The sequence below is a fragment of the Arthrobacter sp. BK1 genome (assembly GCF_056680055.1).
In genome coordinates this window covers 2,927,076-2,944,436 of the sequence record NZ_CM155263.1, presented here as the reverse complement: position 1 = coordinate 2,944,436, position 17,361 = coordinate 2,927,076, and the positions used below count along the sequence as shown (strand labels likewise).

Below are 17,361 nucleotides of genomic sequence, written 5' to 3'. Positions count from 1 at the left end.
GCGCTTTTCGCCATGGATCAATTGTCTTACTAGCAGGAGAGCGTTACCGGGCTGGTCAGGCCGTCCGGGTCTGAGGCACTGCAGGTGAAGATCCGCGTTCCCGGAGGCTGCTCAATGACCAGCTCAATGCTAGTCACCGTGAGCACAGGATCCACACCCGTCCAATTGTTGTTCGGGCAACCAGCGGCAGCGGCGCTGACTGTTGCGGGAGTCGTCAGGACCGCGGGATTAGTAACGAGTGTAAGGTTTCCGTTCTTGATCTTGTCTGCGGGGATGGAGGTATCCGAAGTGGCCGGGCCTGCGAGGACCTTGTTTTGTCCAGGCGCCTGCTGACCACCATTGTTTTGGCAAATGTACTCAGCGGACCCTGAAACGCTTAGTTTTGCTACCAGGTCAGCGTTTCCCAGGCCGGCAAGCACTGCACGGCACGTGGTGGTTGCTGTGGTTCCGCTCGTAAACGTACAGACCGGTTCACCGTTTTTCTTGAAGTGCGGGCTGGCCGCCTGTGCGGCCGAAACACCCGTCATGAAGACGATCAGCGCGGCGACGAAAAGCATAACGAATCGACGGACATAAATTTTCATTGCTTGACCTCTTTGTAAAGCAACAGGATTTCCATCTTCAGCGAAGAGGAATTTGCTCGGCCGGGATCGGCGGCGACGCCGGCGGCGGCACAACGGGCTTCATTCCCCAGCGCGTGGACCCAAACGCGGCGCCCGATAAGATGTCAGGGCACTTTCGAATTGAGGGCATCTAACAGTAGTGCCCAGCTGAAAGAATACGCCTGGTGGAAGGCCGCGTCGATCATAATTTGGAACCTGGGCACCGCCGGTTTGACGCGGATGCCCGTCATTGCCCACAGTAGGTCAGTGCCTGCAAATATCCCCACCGGAACGCCTGGTCCGGCAGTACCGGACGAGCCTTCCTGGCTGTTGCAGCTCGCAGCCCTGCTCGGATTCCTCACACTGTCCTGGGCCGTGTCGCTGGTGGGTTCAATCCCGGTCCGCATCGCGACGGGCAGCTGGTACGCGCAAATGGAACTGGCGCCCTGGAGTCCTCCGGGCCTGATGTTCACGTCCGTCTGGCTCACGCTGTACGCGGCGATGGCCGTCGCTGCATGGCTGGTGTGGCGGCAGCGTCGCCTGCCGCGCCGGGTCGCGCTCAGAATCTACGGAATCCAACTGGCGCTGAACCTGCTCTGGCCCATGACCTTCTTCGGGCTGTATCCCCTGCTGGGCAGCGCGGCACTCTGGCTGGCGCTGGCGGTGCTTGCCGCACTCTTGCTCGCCGCGGTCCTGACGGTGGCGCACTTCGGCCCCATCAGCCGGACAGCCGGGGTACTGATGCTGCCGAACATTTCATGGCTGGTTTTTTCGGCGTCCCTGAACCTTTACGCCGCCGTCCGTAACTAAGGCGCGCGCCGGGGCGCCCGAGCGTGTAATCGCTCACATTTTCGCCGTTTCGGTTGCGAACGCGGGAGGCGAACCTGAACCATGATCAAGGGACTTCACTCCCGTATTACAAAGATCAGCAATCCTCACCGACGAGGATGCGGCTCCTTCAAAGACGACAAGGGGCCGTCAACTGCATGAGCGAAAGTACTGACAATGACGTTTGAAACCACTGACTCCGTAACGCTGAAAATCTGGGACCGGTCTGCCATCGACCACACCCTCGAGGGGATCGTCAATGACCTCTCGGCCAGGACAAACGCCCCCAAGGGCCACATCGCCGTCCACTGCAGCGGCCCCAACACCTTCACGGTCAGCGTCCGCGTCTAGCATCACTGCCCGAAACGCGTGGACAGTTCCACACACAAAAGGAAGCGGACGACGCCGCAACCTCCCGGCGTCGTCCGCTTCCTGTTTTGTGAGGCGTCGGCACGCGTGGCGCCTTCGCGGGCGAACTTGCCGGCGCGCTTCAATCAGGCTTTGGCTCGGCGTCCCACCATTTCGTTGATCCAGCTCGGCGCGAACGGCGAGGTGCAGTTCGGCGGCGTCGGATAGTCCTTGAGGACCTCCAGGCGTTCGCCGATATCGAGCGCGCGGGCCCGGTAGCCCGCGTACTCGATCCCAATGAAAGCCAACGTCTGGTTCATCGCCCACTGCAGCCGGTCCGGAGCGTCCTTCATCTCAGCCTCGATGGTGTCCAGCAGAGCCGGGAGGTCGAGCCCTTCAGGCTTCTTGGCAACCCGTTCGCTGGTGAGGGCCCATCCGGCGCTGGCAACAACGGGATCCGCATCCGCCGTCCAGGCAACGCGTAAATCTTCCGCGTGCGGGCTGTTCTTCACCACGTAGTTCACCAGCCAGTCGTGCACCTTGGGGGCCAGCGCCTCGCGCAGCATGGTGTCCAGCTGGCCGCGGTCAAAGGCCTTGGGCCGGCATACCCGCAGCGCCAGCAGCCTCGCCGCGGTGCTGTCCGTCGCCCAGAGCGCGAGGGCGAGGTCCTGCTGTGTCTTCAGCCGTTTCGCGACGGCGCGCAGCTTGGACAGGTTCACCCGTGGTCATCGCCGCGCTTCCCGTTCGCCTCGCGCATTTTCGGGTCTTCGAGTGCGGCCAGCTCGGCCATCACTTCGTCCAGCAGCCGTGCCGTTGCCGTCTCCGCCATGCCATCCCGGGTCACCTTGCATCGGTCCCAGCCTACGGTCAGCAGCCCCACATTCCCCGCCGCGGGGCTCAGGCAACGCCGATCCCGCGGTTTACGGCCGGCATGATTTCGGTGGCGAGGAGTTCGATCGAGCGGGCGGTCTCGGCGAACGGCAGCCCGCCCAGGCCGATCTGAGCCATGTAGCGGCTGTTGCCCAGGGCCTGGTGGATTTCAAGGAGCTTCTCGGTGACCTGCTGCGGGCTCCCCACCAGCAGGCCGCCGCCCGGTTCGCTCCAGTCATCAAAGGTGGACCGCGGAAAGTGGTCCACCGGCCGGGGCATGTTCTGCTCGAAGTAGGCCCGGTAGTGCGGGTAGAAAGTGTCCCGCGCCTGCTGCGAGGTGGGTGCCGCGTAGAAGTGGCCGCCCACACCCACCTGCAGCGTTGCGGAATCGTGGCCTGCCTCGTCCGCGCTGTGCCGGTATAGCTCCGCCAGGCGGCGGAACCGTTCCGGCCCGGACAGCAGCGCGATGAACAGGGGAAGGCCCAGGCGTCCTGCCCGGGCGAAGCTGGCCGGGGTCCCGCCCACGCCCACCCAGACGGGCAGCTTTTCCTGCACCGGACGGGGCGCGATGTCCATGCCCGGAATGCTCTGGGTGAGGTCTCCATTCCAGGTCAGCGTGGCGTTGTCCCGCAATTCCAGCAGCATCCGCAACTTCTCGTCGAACAGGCCGTCGTAGTCCTCCGTGCTGTGGCCGAACAGCGGGTAGGACTCGATGAAGGCCCCACGGCCGGCAATGATCTCGGCGCGTCCGTCACTGATCAGGTCAAGCGTGGCGAACTGTTCAAAGAGCCGTACCGGGTCCTGCGTGGAAAGCACCGTGACGGCGGTGCTGAGCCTGAGGCTGGTGGTTTCGCGGGCGATGGCTGCCAGCACGACTTCCGGAGCCGAAAGGGCGAAGTCGCGCCGGTGGTGCTCGCCGAGCCCCAGGAAGCTGAGGCCCGCCTGGTCCGCCAGTTTGGCCAGTTCAATCACCTCTTTGAGCCGCTGTTGGGGCGACAGGGCGCTGCCTGTGGTGATGTTGCGTGAAAGTTCGCCGAAGGTGAAGATCCCAAAGTCCATGTTTAGTTGAACATTCAATCTTCTGGTTTCATTCCTGAGGTGGACGGACGGACGGCGGCCGCGCGCCGCCGTCGTCCGTTCACCACTATTGTTAGCCGCTGAAGGCGACCTTGTCCCAGGAAAGCACCTCGGTACCGTCGGCACTGTTCCCGGCAACCGTGAACCTGACGTAGTTAGTGGCGTTGTTGGAGCCGTCCACCGTGATGCGCTGCAGATCATCCGCTCCGGCGCCTCCGCCGTACACCTGGAGCCAGGGTGAGCCTGCGGCCAGTGGCTTGTTTTCGGCGAAGATGTGGCTGTCTCCGTTGATGAGGTAGACGGGACCGTCAAAGCGGTTGGTCTCCGCAATGATGGTCTGGACGATTTCCCTGAAGCCGGACATGGTTTCAGGGTTGGCCAATGCGGCGTCGAGCAGCGCAGGGTCGAACATGTCGGCCTGGGTCATCAGCACCACGGCCCTGTCGTTCCGGCGGGTGGCATCACTGAAGGTTTCGCGCACCTGGGCCAGGACAGCGCCGGTCCGGTGCGCCACTTCAGCCAGCTGCTCGGGTGTGGCGGCCGTTTTGCCGAGGCCTGACCAAGGCTGCAGCGAGTTGTTGCTGCCTTGGACATTCACCACGGAGAAGGCCACACGGTTCTGCGTGAAGCGGACGTTCTCCGGCAGGCCGAGGTCTTCCTGGGTCTTGACCGGCATGGTCTCACCCAGGGTCTTGCCGGGTTCGTCGAAGAAGACTTCGCGGAGCTTGTCCAGCCGCTCCAGCGGGTTGTATGCGCCGTTGTTGGTCCGGTGGCAGTCCACCCACTCGTTGTCGCCAGGGGTGAAGACCAGCGGGTGCTCGAAAGTGTCGAACGCGGAGCGGATGTGCTCAAAGTAGGCGTCCGAACACACGGAAGACCCGTTCTTGATGTCGCCCACGTGCGCGACAAACTTCAACTCGCTGTCCGCATTGATGTCCTGGATGCGGGCGGGGAACTTCGTGATCTCTGCGGCGCCATACGGGATGTCGCCGATGACCCCGAAGGTGAAGGCCGGACCGGCGGCAGGGTTGTTTTCGGCGGCATTCGCGGGCACGATCGCGGTGCCAACGCCGGCTGCGATGAGGGCCACTGCTGCTGCGGTCTTGAATCTGTTCAGGCGCATGGGGATTCCTAACGTGTGGAGGGATGCGTGAACAGACTTTCTGCCGCGGACCAACGCGGGCCCACGCGCAGGTTGCGCCGCAGTGAACACTGTCGCGCCGCGCAACGGGGCGGCGCTAAGGTTGCCGGCACATGAACAGGTCTTTTGGCCCCATTCCGGACCCACACACTTAGCACGTGCGTACATTCGGTGTTGAAGAAGAATTCCTGATCGTTGACCCAGCCAGCGGCCGGGCCCAGCCGCTGGCCGGGGAGCTGTTGAGTCTCCACGATCCCGGCGAACACTCCTCCGGCAACTCTTCACATGTCCCCGAACTTGCGGCAGAACTCCAGCAGGAGCAACTCGAAGTCATCACCCGTCCCCACAGCAGCCTGAGCGCATTGGCAGACGAGATCCGGACGGGCCGGAGCTATGCGGACTCGCTGGCCCAAGGGCTCGGAGCCAGGCTGGCGGCCTTGGCCACGTTACCGCTGACCGTCATCCCTCATGCCACGAGGAACGATCGCTACGACGCGCTCATGGACAAGTTTGCCCTGACAGCCCGGGAACAGCTGACCTGCGGATACCACGTCCATGTGTCCGTCAGCTCGGACGAGGAAGGCGTTGCGGTTCTTGACCGGATCAGATCCTGGCTGCCGTCGCTCACTGCATTGAGTTCCAATTCGCCTTATTGGAACGGCACTGACAGTGGCTATGCCAGTTTCCGCACCCAGGCCTGGAACCGCTGGTCCAGTGCAGGACCGACTGAGGTGTTTGGCTCTGCCCGCGCCTACCACTCGCTGGTGCACCAGCTCACGGCCACCGGAGTGGTCGCCAATCCGGACTTTGATGCCCGCCTCTCAGCCCGTCACCCCACAGTCGAGGTCCGGGTGTCCGATGTCTGCCTGGATGCGAGGGACGCCGTCCTGATCGCAGCACTGGTGCGGGCACTGGTGGACACCGCAGCGAGCGAATGGCAGGCAGGACTGCAGCCAGATATGGTTCCCGCAGCCATACTGCGCCAGGGAGCATGGCTGGCCAGCCGCTCAGGCGTGCAGGGACAGCTGCTCCATCCGTCATCACACCGGCCCGTGACGGCGCGGACTGTCTTCACGGCACTCATCGACCATGCTCGGGACGCCTTGGATGAAGCCGGCGACACCGGTTACGTTGCAGAGTCACTGCAGAGAATCCTCAACCACGGCACGGGTTCCACCCGGCAGCGTCAGGCCTTCGCGCGCGGCGGGCTGGCGTCCGTCGTCGTCAACGCCATCGACCTTACGCACCGGGATACTGCCGACCGCCGCGGGCTCCGCATGGCGGCCGCCGCGTAATACGGCCGCTCGGGTGGAATGAACTCCCGGTGAATTCCCGGCGCAGGTGAGGACCCGTTTCAGCCCTCCACTACCGAAAAGTACTCAGGTCGCTGCCCGGAAGCCTTCGACAAACAGTTGGGCCCTTTCGTTGACATACTGGTCCAGCGGCACCAGGCCGGTGGTGTTTTTGGCACGCAGGATGGACGCAACCGATGCGATGTACAGCCGGGAGGTTTCGGCCACAAGAACAAAACGCGGCGGCGGGAACCATTCGGTCGCTCCGTCCACCGGCCTGGCATCCGCAAGATCCGGGGCGTGGGCCAACTGCAGGTACTTGGTGATGCCTTCCTGCAGCGGAACGGCACCGCTGGGGAGGGCGAGCTGGAGCTCTCCCCCGGTAGTGACATTCAGGTAGACGGCACCATGTGGGTGGTACGTGAGGGTCTCGCCATCCCGAGTGAAAAGGGCGTCCGCCACCGGGTAGACAGTGCCGGGGATGGCGTCGAGGATCCCCGCTTCCGCATAGATTCCCAGCGTCCGTTGTCCGAGTTCCCGCAGGAACGGTTCCAGTGGGGCGAGGCGTCGCGTCAGTTCGGCTTCATCGGCGTCCATCATGGGCCGATCGTACGCCCGCTGCCTGCAGCTTCCCAGTAGCCGGCCGGACTCAGTCGCCTACGGCTTCGCGTCCGCGCCGCACGATCAGCGGATCGGGGTCATGGACCACTGAGGTGTCCTTCTGGTCGTAGTCGAACTGGTTGAGGAACCAGCGCATGGCGTTGATCCGCCCGCGCTTCTTGTCGTTGGACTTGATGGTGATCCACGGCGCGTGGTCGGTGTCCGTGCGGAGGAACGTCTGTTCCTTGGCCTGGGTGTACGCCTCCCAGCGGTCCAGGGAGGCCAGGTCCATCGGCGAAAGTTTCCAGCGCCGCACCGGGTCAATCTGGCGGATCGCAAAGCGGGTGCGCTGTTCGTGGCGGGTCACGGAGAACCAGAATTTGTGGAGGTGCACGCCGGAGTCCACCAGCATTTTCTCGAACAGCGGTACCTGGCGCATGAAGGTCTCATACTCCGCCTCCGTGCAGAAGCCCATGACGCGCTCCACGTTCGCCCGGTTGTACCAGGAGCGGTCGAACAGCACGATTTCGCCGGCGGACGGCAGATGCTGGATATAGCGCTGGAAGTACCACTGCCCCTGTTCGCGGTCCGAGGGTTTGCTGAGGGCCACCGTCCGGGCCGAGCGGGGATTCAGGTGCTCGGTGAAGCGCTTGATGGTTCCGCCCTTGCCGGCGGCATCGCGTCCCTCAAACACGATCACATTCTTGAGGCCGTGGTCCTGGCCCCAATATTGGAACTTCAGAAGTTCAACCTGCAGGCGGTATTTCTCGAGCTCGTACTCCTCGCGGGACATCCGTTGCTCGTACGGGTAACCCTCCCGCCAGGTCTCAACCGCCGAGCCGCCGGGATCAATGAGCTCAGGGTCCTCGCCCTCCCCGCCGCGCACGCTGTACCCCAGCTCCACAAGCTGGTCAATCGCCACACGAAGATTCTCCCTGACCCAGGACTGGTCAGCCGGCGTCCAGGGACTGCTGCTTCCCTGCGCCATCAGAACCCTCCTTCCGGACTCACCTGCCGTCGTCGGAATCATAACAAGGCGGTCCCGGCACCCACCACGGTGCGCGTTCGACGGCGGGACCTCCCGCCGTCGAACGATTAAGTCAGCATGCTTAGCATTAAGTCGGTTTTCGGTTTACGATGAAAAGGTAAGCGGCGGGCGGATGCCCGCGGCAACCAATCGGAGGGAGTGTCACCGTGGGTCTGGATGACAAGATTGAGAATGCTGCCGAGAAGCTTGGCGGCAAGGGCAAGGAAGCTGCCGGAAGGGCAAGCGACGATCCGAACCTCGAGGCCGAGGGTAAGGCCGACCAAAGCAAGGCCGATCTGAAGCAGGCCGGCGAAAAGGTCAAGGACGCCTTCAAGAAGGACTAGTCCCCCTATAGATGCAGCAGAGGAAGGGTGCCACCCCGAAGCGGGGTGGCACCCTTCCTTTGCTGTCAGGGCCAACCCATCGCGAGCACACCGACGCGCTCCGCGCCAGCGTCAAGAGCTACCTCTAGCACGCCGGAGACGACAGCTGCGGGAAGTCCCGCCGTCGTCGGAATCTCCGGTAAATAGCCGTGGGAAGTGTTTGACTGTCCGTTATGACACCGAATCGAAACCCGGACGTTGATTCGTTCCTTGAGTCGCTTGATCATCCTTTGAAGCCTGTGATTGAGTCGCTGCGCCTGGCTGTCCTGGACGCTGACGGGGCGCTTACGGAGCGGATCAAGTGGAAAGCCCCAAGCTTCTGTTTCGACTCCGTTGATCGGGTCACCTTCAACCTGCGGCCGCTTCATCACGTCCAGCTGATTTTCCACCGCGGCGCGAAAGCCGCCGAGAGTGCTTTTGATTTCGATCCGTCCAAGTGGAGCGGGCTGCTGGAAATGATCGGGAAGGACCGCGGCCAGGTGATCTTTCCCAGCGCAGAATCAGCGGCCGCCCGCCAGGACGAATTCATTGAGCTTGTACTGGAATGGGTCCGAGCCTGACTCCAAGCAACCGTGGGGACCTCGGTTTGCGTGCGCACCCATGCCGTGGTGCCTGCAGTGACGGAGCTGCAATACTCTGACAATGGCCGTCTACTTTGAGTGCACAACCCGGACAAGCATTCCCCAAGGGGAGCTGTTTGACCTTGCCCGGAGTGTCGATGTCCACAAGGACTCCATGGCACAGTCACGTGAAGACGCCGTGGGCGGCGTGACGTCGGGTCTCATCTCCCTGGGTGAGGAAGTGACCTGGCGGGCCTGGCACTTCGGCGTTCCCCTTCACATGACGAGCCGGATCACCGAGATGGCGTCACCGGACTATTTTGTGGATGAGCAGGTCAAGGGTCCGTTCCGCCGGTTCCGGCACGTCCATGAATTCATCGAGGATTCCTCGGGGACCACGATGGTGGACCGCATCGAGTTCGCGGCTCCGTTCGGTCCCTTGGGACGTCTGGTGGAGAAGCTGGTACTTGGCCGCTATCTGAAACAGCTGATCGAGGCACGCAACCGCCACCTTGCCGGAAACGGTGGGAAGAAGGAGCTCACGTGAACGGGACTTCACCGCCGACACAGGGCCATGTTGCGGAGGTGATTATCCGCCCTGCCAACGAAGTTGAGTGGGAGGACCTCCAGGAGATATTCGGTGTCCGCGGTATCGGTGCGTCGTGCCAGTGCCAGCGCTACAAACTGCAGCCCAAGGAGTCGTTCGCGTCCCAGCCGGCCGAGGTCCGGGCCGACCGCCTTCGCGCGCAAACCAGATGCGGTGACCGCGGATCTGCTGCCACGAGTGGAATCGTCGCCTTCCAAGCCGGGGAGGCCGTGGGCTGGTGTGCGGTTGAACCGCGGCCCAACTTCACGGGGCTTGCCCGCAATTCGCGCGTTCCCTGGGTGGGCCGGAATGAGAACAAGGCGGACGCCTCCGTTTGGGCGGTGACGTGCATCTTCGTACGGGCAGGGTTCAGGAGACATAGGATCAGCCATGCGCTGGCAAGTGCTGCCGTGGAATTCGCACGGTCTCAGGGCGCCCGCGCCGTCGAGGCATACCCCATCCTCACCAAGGCTGTCATCAGCGAAGAACTTAAAGTCGGCAATCCGGCAGCCTTCGCCGCGGCCGGTCTCAAGGAGGTCAGCCGCCCCACGCCCCTGCGGGCAGTCATGCGCCTCGACTTCGCTTCGTAGCCCGCCCGGCCCCGATCTTGATAAGAGCCGCCACGACGTCCTCGACCAAACAGTCCGTACTGATTTCATGGGTTGAGCTTTTCCTCAGCAACGGCTCCACCGTCAGGAGGTAGCGGCCGATCTCCGCGCCCTCGGCCAGGCTTTTCCCGTAGCCGTTGGTGGTACGGGTGCCGAGCCGGTCAAACAGCACCTGGCGGGGAGCTGTCAGCAGAACCACCGCATCGAACTGATCGTAGAACCGGCCTTGGTTGGAGACGGTGCCTGACGAGCTCCTTCAGGACAGTGGACTTGCCTGCCCCTGACATTCCCGTTACGAAGACGACACCCATGGCCCCATCGTAGGCAGACGGGGCACGTTGCCTGGCTAGAGTCAGGCCCGGTCAGCCCGCGCCGATGTCCAGCCTTCAGCGTGGAGTCTTTCGATGCCGTTCAGCAGGAGATCAAGGGCGAACTCGAATTCGAACTGGTCGTCGCAGCCCTGCCCCACCACCCCTCCTTCATCATGTGATGACGCCATGGCTATCCTCAGGACATTCGGATAGCGGCTGGACATCTCCTGAAGCATGGCTTGCTGGACTGCACTGTCCACCTCAGGTGCGCTCTCACCGCTTTGGTCCACAGGTTCGGCAAACAATTCCTGGGTGAAGCCCCACATGCGGCTGCCGATGGCGTGCATGACGTGATGGGTCAGGTCCACAGAGAAGCCGCGGTCCAGGAAGATGCCAATAAACGAGTCCATGTACGCCAGGACCCCGGGTGTCTTGTTGGTCCGGGTTTCCAGGACCTGACGGGCCCACTGATGCCGCCGCAGCACGGTTCTGGCGGAGAGGATCCTGCGCCGGACAACGTCCCGCCATGCGGGCTCATCGGCCGGCGGATCGATTTCCCTGACAATGACATCCACCATCCCGTCCAGCAGCTCGTCCTTGTTGGATACGTGCTTGTAGAGCGCCATCGGCACCACGTCAAGCTCCTGGGCCAGCCTGCGCATGCTCAATTCCCCGATGCCGATTTCATCCGCCAGGGAGACAGCGGACTGGAGCACCCGGTCCCGGCTCAGCCGCACCCGCGCGGACGCAGCGCGTGGCTCGCTCATGTGTCTACCTTCCCGTTAATCTTTTGACTCTTGACTAGTGTACGCCGTACACCTACCGTGGTCACATAAAGGTGTACACCGTACACATTGCCGCTTTCCCGGCAACATGTTGACCAGACCTACAGGACGGGACCACCGTGAACGTGACCAGGCAGATGGCGCCGGACAAGCCTCAGATCAAAGCGGCACGGCCGGAATGGCTCGTGCCCGCAGGATTGATCCTCCTCAGCCTCATCCCCGTGATCGCAGGCGCCGCCCGGCTGACCGAGCTATCGGGCGCTGCCGCTGTGACGGAACGCAACGCCAGGTTCTTCGACTCCCCCGCCCCCGTGGTGATCCATATTGTCAGCGTCACGGTTTACTCGCTGCTCGGGGCTTTCCAGTTCCACCCGGCCCTCCGCCGCGGAAGGCGCAGCTGGCACAGGATGGCCGGGCGGATCCTCCTTCCCGCCGGCATGCTCACTGCACTCTCAGGCCTGTGGATGGCAGTGTCCTACTCGCTGCCACCCAGCGACGGGCAGATCCTCCTCATCCTCAGACTCATTTTCGGCTCGGCAATGGCATTGAGCCTCGTACTCGGAGTTCTGGCCGTACTCCGCCGCGACATTGCCCGGCATGGTGCATGGATGAGCCGGGCCTACGCCATCGCCCTCGGCGCCGGAACCCAGGCCCTGATCCTCATCGTGCCGGAACTCCTGTCGAGCCCGCCGGACGTCACCACGAGGGCCGTACTTATGGGAGCTGCGTGGGTGATCAACCTCGCCGTGGCGGAGTACCACATCCGGAGGCGGCACGTGGCGTGATGGCAGGACCCGGCGGGTAGTTTTGGGTCATGACGGAAAGCTTTAAGTACGACGTCGAGATCCTCCACCTTCTCGTATCGCCCGCTCACGCCTATTTCGGCCGTGCCCGCGAAGGCGCGGCGGATGTCCCCACCATGGATGCCGAGAGCGTGGAACTGGTGGCCGGGAAGGGCATTGTGGGCGACAGGTTCTTCGGCAAGGCCGCGCACATGGACGCCGCCGTAACACTGTTCCCGGTCGAGGCCCTTGAGGCCATCGCTACGGAGCTGGGGTCCGGCCCACTGGACCCGCTGCTGACGCGCCGCAATGTTGTCCTCCGGGGCGCCCACCTGGCTCCTTTGATCGGCGAGGACTTCGCCCTTGAAACCCACGGGGAACTGGTGCAGATCCGGGCTGGACGGCCAGCCCACCCGTGTGCCTGGATGGACCAGATGCTCGCCCCGGGCGCGCACAAAGCGATGCGCGGCCGGGGCGGCGTGCGCTGCACTCCCCTCTCGGACGGCATCCTGCACCGGGGACCGGCCATCCTGATAAGCCCCGTTCCGCTCGACCCGGCGAGCGCCGGGTTACCCACCCTCCTGCGGCCGTCGCGACTTCCGTAGCCGCGCAGGTTCCGCCCACAAGGCACTGGCGGATTGCGAAACAAAGTAGGTAGACTGGTCTACCTACTCTAACCGTCAGCCAGCCGAGGACCGTCAGTGATTGAGAAGCAGACCGCAGCACCAAGCACCCGCGCCCGCAGGCCTGCCCGCGAGGCTCTCCTGGAGGCGGCTGCCCGGCGCTTCTATGCCAATGGCCTGACTGGCACGGGCATCGACACCATTACTGCCGAAGCCGGTGTGGCCAAGAAGAGTCTCTACAACAACTTCTCGTCCAAAGCTGACCTGGTGACGGCTTACCTGTACGCCCGGCATGAGGAATGGCTGCGGCTGTACCGCGCGAGACGTGAGAGGGCCGCAACCCCCGAGGAGCGCATCCTCGCCGTCTTCGATGCCTATGCGGACCACGCCGATCTGGCCTACGAGAAGGGTTTTCGAGGCTGCGGCCTGCTCAATGCAGCGGCCGAACTGCCGGCCGGGGACCCCGGACGGGCGGTGGTCCGGCAGCACAAGGAAGACGTAGAGGCGCTGCTCTCCGGGCATCTGGCGGAACTGCTGCCGGACGCACCCGAACGGGTACCACTCCTGGCACGGCACCTGGCATTCCTGCTCGAGGGTTCGATGGCCCGCGCCGGACTCGAAGGAGACGACAGCTGCATCCTGGAAGCCCGCCGGATCGCTGACACCCTGATCGGTAACCTGTGAAGCCCGCAGGATTCCAGGGAGCCACGTGGGGAGCGCTGTTTGTCCTCGCCGCGTCGGTCCTGTGGGGCACCACAGGTACTGCAGCCACCTTCGCTCCGGATGTGAGCCCGCTGGCAATCGGTGCGGCCGCCATGGGTTTCGGCGGCCTGCTGCAGGCGGCGATCGCGGCGCGGCCCATGCTGGCTTTCAGCCCGTCATTGCGCGGGAATTGGCCCACGGTGGCGTTGGGATCACTGGCCGTTGCCCTGTACCCCCTCGCGTTCTATTCCTCCATGCATCTGGCCGGAGTTGCCGTGGGGACGGTAGTCTCCATCGGCTCAGCCCCGCTCGCATCAGCAGTCGTGGAGCGGGTGGTGGACAAAAGGCCGTTCACCCGGCGATGGACCGTCGGCGCGGTGCTCGGCGTCTCCGGAGCTGTCCTGCTGTGCCTCGCGGACGGTCTCGCGGAAGCGGGGAACTCCGGTGACCCGGCGGCGACGGGTTCAGCCTGGGAAACCTCCGCGGGCATCGGCCTGGGGCTGCTGGCCGGGCTCACCTACGCCGTGTACTCGTGGGCTGCCCACCGCCTGATCAATACCGGCGTACCTTCGAGGGCGGTCATGGGGACGGTCTTCGGCATCGGCGGGCTGATGCTGATGCCCGTGCTCGCGGCTACCGGCGCCCCGTTTCTGGCGTCGCCGCAGAACTTTGCCGTCGGCGCGTACATGGCGCTCGTGCCCATGTTCGCGGGCTACGTACTGTTCGGCTGGGGCCTGGCGCGGGTCCGCGCCAGCACGGCCACCACCGTGTCCCTCGCCGAGACAGTGGTGGCAGCCCTCCTCGCCGTGCTCGTGGTGGGTGAACGGCTTCCCGCGCTCGCATGGCTGGGCGCCGCACTGATCACCGGCAGCCTCTTTGTCCTGACCCTGCCGGCACCCCGTCCCCGGGATCTCACAAAAGACAGTACGACGGCGGAGTCGGTCGCCTTAGCGGTGCCGCACGTCGCTGCCCCCGCCCCCGGTGACAGCAGCGGCGGCCCCTGAGTCCCCGACGTCGGACGCCAAGTCGGTGGTCAACTGGCCGAGGCAGTAGTCCTTGAACCAGTGCCTGATGCGCCGAGGCAGCCGGGGGTAAATCACCGCGAGGCCCCGAAATGTCAGGTTGAAGCCGTGCTCGTGGCGCCGGCTCCACCGCAGCCCGAAGTCCTGGCGCAGCGGGTGGGGAAGGAAGCCGGCGGTGAGGAAGCGGGCGAACGGCATCACTGTGCGGTACCAGAGCGGTGCACTTCCCGGCGGATAGAGCAGCCCCCTGCCCACGCGGACGGCCGCGTCGTGGGCACGAAGCGCCGCCAGGCGGGGCTCGTAATAGCGGCGGAATGCTGCCCGGTCCTCGGGCCACAACTCTGCAGGCAGCTGCAGGGCCGTTCCGATTTTCGCGTAATCGCGGTACATCCCGTCGGCCGCCGCATCGTCGAACGGCCCGTAGATCCTGTCCAGAATGATGACTGCGGTGTCGTACAACGTTGCGACCACCCACAGCTGGGCCTGGGCTTCGAAGGCGCTGTACCCGTCAGAGCTTCCATCGGGAGCGCGCCGCACCGGCGCGTGCGCGCGGTTCACCCGGCGTCGGACCTCTTTCACCTGCTCATCGTTGCCGTACGTGACGGCGTACACATAGGTGAGGGTGCCGCGGAGCCTGTCCACGGGACGTTGCGTGAACGAGCTGTGTTCCGCCACGCCGTGCCCTATGGCGGGGTGGGCGAGCTGGAGCAGAATTGCACGCCCTGCCCCGGCCAGCAGGATGGCCTCCGCGCTCATGTCGGCATGTGCAGGCACCATGGCAACAGGGTACCGGAGCGGCCAATCCCCTAGATACGGTTTCGGGTAAGGATTTCTCCGCTGGAGGCCAGGTGATCCGCGACGTCCCGGAGTTTGATGTTGGTTTCGGAGCTCGCCCTGGTCAGGATGTGGAACGCCTGCAGGGAATTGATCTTGAACCTTTCCATCAGGATTCCCTTGGCCTGGCCGATGAGGTCACGGGTGCCCAGCGCCTGGTTCAGCTGGCTGATTTCCTGCGCACCGGAAAACGCGACGGCGGCGTGGGCAGCGACGAGCTGGCCAACCTGTTCTGATTCCTCATCGAAAATGTTTACATCCTCGCCGTACAGGTTCAGGGCACCCAGGTTGTCGCCTTTAACGAAGAGCTGGAAGGACAGCATGCTGCGGGCTCCGGCTTCGTAGGCCGCTTGCGCGAATTTTGGCCAGCGCGCCTCATTCCTCATGTCCGGGACCCGGACGATCCGTTGCTCATAGGCGGCTTCAATACACGGGCCCTCGCCGGTGGCGCTTTGCAGGGCATCGATCCTCAGGGGAAGCTCACCGGAGGCTGCCCTGGACTCCACGGTTCTCCTGCCCACGACCAGGCTGACGGAGGCATCGGCAACGTGCGGGATGAGTTCCAGCGCAGCGTGAACGATATCCGTCAGGAGAGCGTCAGTATCGGGCTCCTGCTGAAGCTCTCTGGCCAGTTCGCCGAGTTTGCCGGCGAGGCTGGCCACCGCCGGTTCCGGATTGGCCGTGTTTTTGGCACTGCCGGTGCTGGGAGTCATGTGCGCGCCATCCTCTGGTGGGTCTGTGAGAATCTGCTCTGTTCTGAGTATCCCTCTATCCGGCCGGTCGCGCTTGGGTTTTTCCGGTGCCGAGGGCCAGCCGGGGACAGGCGCGACCCGCGGGCCCAAATACCCTAGCCCGTATGCGTCCCCGCGTCATAGCCTTGGCCCCGGCAGAGGAGGCCGGATATGTCCGCTAGTGAGGTGATAGCAGCCCTGAACCCACGGCAGCGGCGTCCGGCAGGCGCTGGCTCGTTTGCACCTTGGCCGCTTCGCTGGCTCTGGCCGGCTGTTCGCAGGGGAGTACGACGACGAGCCCCACCCCCTCCGAAGCGTCACCGTCCGCAGCACCCGTGTCCCCCTCCCCCGCCTCAACAGGCGGGCCTGGAACAACCGGGTCCCCGGAGGTGGTCTTCTCCGACGCGGAGCTGGCGGCGATCATCAACGCAGTCGCCCGAAACCGGGACCTGCAGTTCCCTCCCGCTCAGGACTCCGAGCGGCAGCGCAGCGGAGCCACCAGCGGAACCTTCCCCCAGGTCAGCACGGAGACCACGCCCACCGAGTGCATGGCCTTCGTCCCGCAAAACCCGTTCGTCCGGTGGGCGGACAAAAGCGTGAACTTTGCGGAGGGCGGAATGCCTCTCGGCGAACCATCGGGACCGACCACTACCGTGATGATCACGCTCCGGAGCGCAGAAAAGGGAGCCATCGCCAAGGCCGATTTCGGCTACACAGCGGAGCAGGTGTCCGGCTGCAGCCGGTTTGAGCTGGCCTCGACGGAGTCCGGCCGGGCGTCAACATATGCAGTCCAATTGCTGCCGGCTCCCCCGGTCGGGGAGAAACAGCACGGCCTGATGCAGAACACGAAGCCGAAAGGACCAGGGGATTACGGCTCAGTCGGGCTGCGGGTCCTTGCTGGCACCATGTCCGTCTCACTGACGCTCGCTGTCGCGGATCTCAACTCCGAGTCGGATGCGAAGCCGGCTCTGGACTCCATGGCAGACCTGGCCAGGCAGCTGATCAGCCAGGCCGTGAACAAGCCGCCGACAGTGGGCGCACCGGCACCAAACCCCCGGACTCCGGAAGACGTTGTCGCACTGGTCAAGGGCGTCACTGCACCGGGCGGGTATCCGGTGACGCTGCCCGGCGCCTCGGTCATCGGTCCGCCGCCCGGCACCGCGGCAACCCCATCGTCGCAACCGGTTCTTCCGTGTACCTTCAGCGATGATGCATACTACGGCACGCTCCGTGGCGCAGTCCTCGGCCAAGGGCAGATCCCAGGGGCCACCAAGATGGACTACGCAGAGCTCGCGGTGATCAGCATGCCGACGGCGGCGTCTCCGCCGTACCCGTTCGACTCCCGGGCCGCAGCACTTCGGGACTGCACCACGGTACAGGAGACCTTGATGGGCAATTCGCGTCCGTGGTCGGCTATCTCGCAGCTAAGCGTCAGCATCCCCGCCGAGGCAACCTACGCCGTCGCGTACCAGTTATCGGATGGCACGGGCGAGTGGCATGTCAGGGCAGGCGCCCGCAGGGGGTCCCTGACGGTGGAGGCCAACGGCAGGACGCCCTCTCAGGCGGAAGCCCAGGCCGACGCAGAGAGGCTCACCGCAGTCTTCGGCAGCGTGTTCGCCAACGCCGGACTGTGAAGACACCTGCTTCAA

At 64.3% G+C, this 17,361-nt stretch carries 21 protein-coding genes and 1 pseudogene; 12 read left to right on the top strand and 10 right to left on the bottom strand.

From position 1 onward, the window contains the following. Nucleotides 1-29: 29 nt before the first annotated feature. Nucleotides 30-584, bottom strand: a complete 555-nt coding sequence (locus AC1MCA_RS13370; RefSeq protein ID WP_479798026.1) for a hypothetical protein — start codon at nucleotides 582-584, stop codon at nucleotides 30-32. 285 nt (nucleotides 585-869) lie between these two features. On the opposite strand from AC1MCA_RS13370, the gene AC1MCA_RS13365 reads away from it, so the two are divergent. Next, nucleotides 870-1,412 (top strand): TspO/MBR family protein, encoded by a 543-nt coding sequence (locus AC1MCA_RS13365; protein WP_479798025.1) that lies wholly within the window; start codon nucleotides 870-872, stop codon nucleotides 1,410-1,412. Between the two features lie 195 nt (nucleotides 1,413-1,607). Next, nucleotides 1,608-1,781 (top strand): hypothetical protein, encoded by a 174-nt coding sequence (locus AC1MCA_RS13360; RefSeq protein ID WP_479798024.1) that lies wholly within the window; start codon nucleotides 1,608-1,610, stop codon nucleotides 1,779-1,781. A gap of 143 nt (nucleotides 1,782-1,924) precedes the next feature. Here AC1MCA_RS13360 and AC1MCA_RS13355 read toward each other — a convergent pair. The 3 genes and pseudogenes from AC1MCA_RS13355 to AC1MCA_RS13345 form a co-directional block, all read right to left on the bottom strand. Then, nucleotides 1,925-2,607 (bottom strand): annotated as a pseudogene (locus AC1MCA_RS13355) (DNA alkylation repair protein). Nucleotides 2,608-2,675: 68 nt separating this feature from the next. Beyond that, entirely contained in the window at nucleotides 2,676-3,707 is a 1,032-nt protein-coding gene (locus tag AC1MCA_RS13350) for an LLM class flavin-dependent oxidoreductase (protein WP_479798023.1), read from the bottom strand. 91 nt (nucleotides 3,708-3,798) lie between these two features. Then, on the bottom strand, nucleotides 3,799-4,848 hold the full coding sequence (locus AC1MCA_RS13345; protein WP_479798022.1) for a hypothetical protein: 1,050 nt from the start codon (nucleotides 4,846-4,848) through the stop codon (nucleotides 3,799-3,801). Nucleotides 4,849-5,024: 176 nt separating this feature from the next. On the opposite strand from AC1MCA_RS13345, the gene AC1MCA_RS13340 reads away from it, so the two are divergent. Further along, complete coding sequence (locus AC1MCA_RS13340; RefSeq protein ID WP_479798021.1) at nucleotides 5,025-6,161, top strand: glutamate--cysteine ligase; 1,137 nt, start codon at nucleotides 5,025-5,027, stop codon at nucleotides 6,159-6,161. 84 nt (nucleotides 6,162-6,245) lie between these two features. Here AC1MCA_RS13340 and AC1MCA_RS13335 read toward each other — a convergent pair whose 3' ends face one another. Together AC1MCA_RS13335 and ppk2 are read right to left on the bottom strand one after the other, a co-directional pair. Beyond that, entirely contained in the window at nucleotides 6,246-6,758 is a 513-nt protein-coding gene (locus AC1MCA_RS13335; RefSeq protein ID WP_479798020.1) for a hypothetical protein, read from the bottom strand. A 49-nt stretch (nucleotides 6,759-6,807) separates the two neighbouring features. Continuing rightward, complete coding sequence (ppk2, locus tag AC1MCA_RS13330; RefSeq protein ID WP_479798019.1) at nucleotides 6,808-7,746, bottom strand: polyphosphate kinase 2; 939 nt, start codon at nucleotides 7,744-7,746, stop codon at nucleotides 6,808-6,810. Nucleotides 7,747-7,952: 206 nt separating this feature from the next. Here ppk2 and AC1MCA_RS13325 point away from each other — a divergent pair, with 206 nt between their 5' ends. The 4 genes from AC1MCA_RS13325 to AC1MCA_RS13310 all read left to right on the top strand — a co-directional run bounded on the left by AC1MCA_RS13325 (nucleotide 7,953) and on the right by AC1MCA_RS13310 (nucleotide 9,904). Beyond that, the gene (locus tag AC1MCA_RS13325; protein WP_108598838.1) at nucleotides 7,953-8,129 is read left to right on the top strand and encodes a CsbD family protein; all 177 of its coding nucleotides are present in this window, start codon (nucleotides 7,953-7,955) and stop codon (nucleotides 8,127-8,129) included. A gap of 212 nt (nucleotides 8,130-8,341) precedes the next feature. Then, nucleotides 8,342-8,728: a DUF1801 domain-containing protein gene (locus tag AC1MCA_RS13320; RefSeq protein WP_479798018.1), complete on the top strand. Its 387-nt coding sequence runs from the start codon at nucleotides 8,342-8,344 to the stop codon at nucleotides 8,726-8,728. Between the two features lie 82 nt (nucleotides 8,729-8,810). Then, entirely contained in the window at nucleotides 8,811-9,275 is a 465-nt protein-coding gene (locus tag AC1MCA_RS13315) for an SRPBCC family protein (protein WP_479798017.1), read from the top strand. Continuing rightward, entirely contained in the window at nucleotides 9,272-9,904 is a 633-nt protein-coding gene (locus AC1MCA_RS13310; RefSeq protein ID WP_479798016.1) for an N-acetyltransferase family protein, read from the top strand. Before AC1MCA_RS13315 ends, AC1MCA_RS13310 begins: the two co-directional genes overlap by 4 nt. Here AC1MCA_RS13310 and AC1MCA_RS13305 read toward each other — a convergent pair. Beyond that, a complete protein-coding gene (locus tag AC1MCA_RS13305; protein WP_479798015.1) occupies nucleotides 9,879-10,121 on the bottom strand; it encodes a hypothetical protein in 243 nt (80 codons plus the stop codon). The genes AC1MCA_RS13310 and AC1MCA_RS13305 overlap by 26 nt on opposite strands. Nucleotides 10,122-10,274: 153 nt before the next feature. After that, complete coding sequence (locus AC1MCA_RS13300) at nucleotides 10,275-11,000, bottom strand: TetR/AcrR family transcriptional regulator C-terminal domain-containing protein (protein ID WP_479798014.1); 726 nt, start codon at nucleotides 10,998-11,000, stop codon at nucleotides 10,275-10,277. A 137-nt stretch (nucleotides 11,001-11,137) separates the two neighbouring features. On the opposite strand from AC1MCA_RS13300, the gene AC1MCA_RS13295 reads away from it, so the two are divergent. From AC1MCA_RS13295 to AC1MCA_RS13280, 4 genes are all read left to right on the top strand, one after another. Next, nucleotides 11,138-11,803 carry a DUF2306 domain-containing protein gene (locus tag AC1MCA_RS13295; RefSeq protein ID WP_479798012.1) on the top strand — a complete coding sequence of 222 codons (666 nt, stop codon included), beginning with the start codon at nucleotides 11,138-11,140 and terminating at the stop codon, nucleotides 11,801-11,803. Between the two features lie 29 nt (nucleotides 11,804-11,832). Beyond that, on the top strand, nucleotides 11,833-12,405 hold the full coding sequence (locus AC1MCA_RS13290; RefSeq protein ID WP_479798008.1) for an MOSC domain-containing protein: 573 nt from the start codon (nucleotides 11,833-11,835) through the stop codon (nucleotides 12,403-12,405). Between the two features lie 96 nt (nucleotides 12,406-12,501). Next, nucleotides 12,502-13,107 carry a TetR/AcrR family transcriptional regulator gene (locus AC1MCA_RS13285; RefSeq protein ID WP_479798004.1) on the top strand — a complete coding sequence of 202 codons (606 nt, stop codon included), beginning with the start codon at nucleotides 12,502-12,504 and terminating at the stop codon, nucleotides 13,105-13,107. Then, nucleotides 13,104-14,129 carry a DMT family transporter gene (locus AC1MCA_RS13280; RefSeq protein ID WP_479798001.1) on the top strand — a complete coding sequence of 342 codons (1,026 nt, stop codon included), beginning with the start codon at nucleotides 13,104-13,106 and terminating at the stop codon, nucleotides 14,127-14,129. The genes AC1MCA_RS13285 and AC1MCA_RS13280 overlap by 4 nt, the downstream gene beginning before the upstream one ends. Here AC1MCA_RS13280 and AC1MCA_RS13275 read toward each other — a convergent pair. Both AC1MCA_RS13275 and AC1MCA_RS13270 read right to left on the bottom strand, forming a co-directional pair. Continuing rightward, entirely contained in the window at nucleotides 14,073-14,924 is an 852-nt protein-coding gene (locus AC1MCA_RS13275; RefSeq protein WP_479797994.1) for an oxygenase MpaB family protein, read from the bottom strand. The two genes, AC1MCA_RS13280 and AC1MCA_RS13275, sit on opposite strands and share 57 nt — an antisense overlap. A gap of 29 nt (nucleotides 14,925-14,953) precedes the next feature. After that, a complete protein-coding gene (locus AC1MCA_RS13270; RefSeq protein ID WP_479797989.1) occupies nucleotides 14,954-15,694 on the bottom strand; it encodes a GAF and ANTAR domain-containing protein in 741 nt (246 codons plus the stop codon). 353 nt (nucleotides 15,695-16,047) lie between these two features. Between AC1MCA_RS13270 and AC1MCA_RS13265 the strand changes: the two genes are divergently transcribed. Continuing rightward, a complete protein-coding gene (locus tag AC1MCA_RS13265) occupies nucleotides 16,048-17,346 on the top strand; it encodes a hypothetical protein (protein ID WP_479797985.1) in 1,299 nt (432 codons plus the stop codon). The last annotated feature ends 15 nt before the right edge of the window (nucleotides 17,347-17,361 follow it).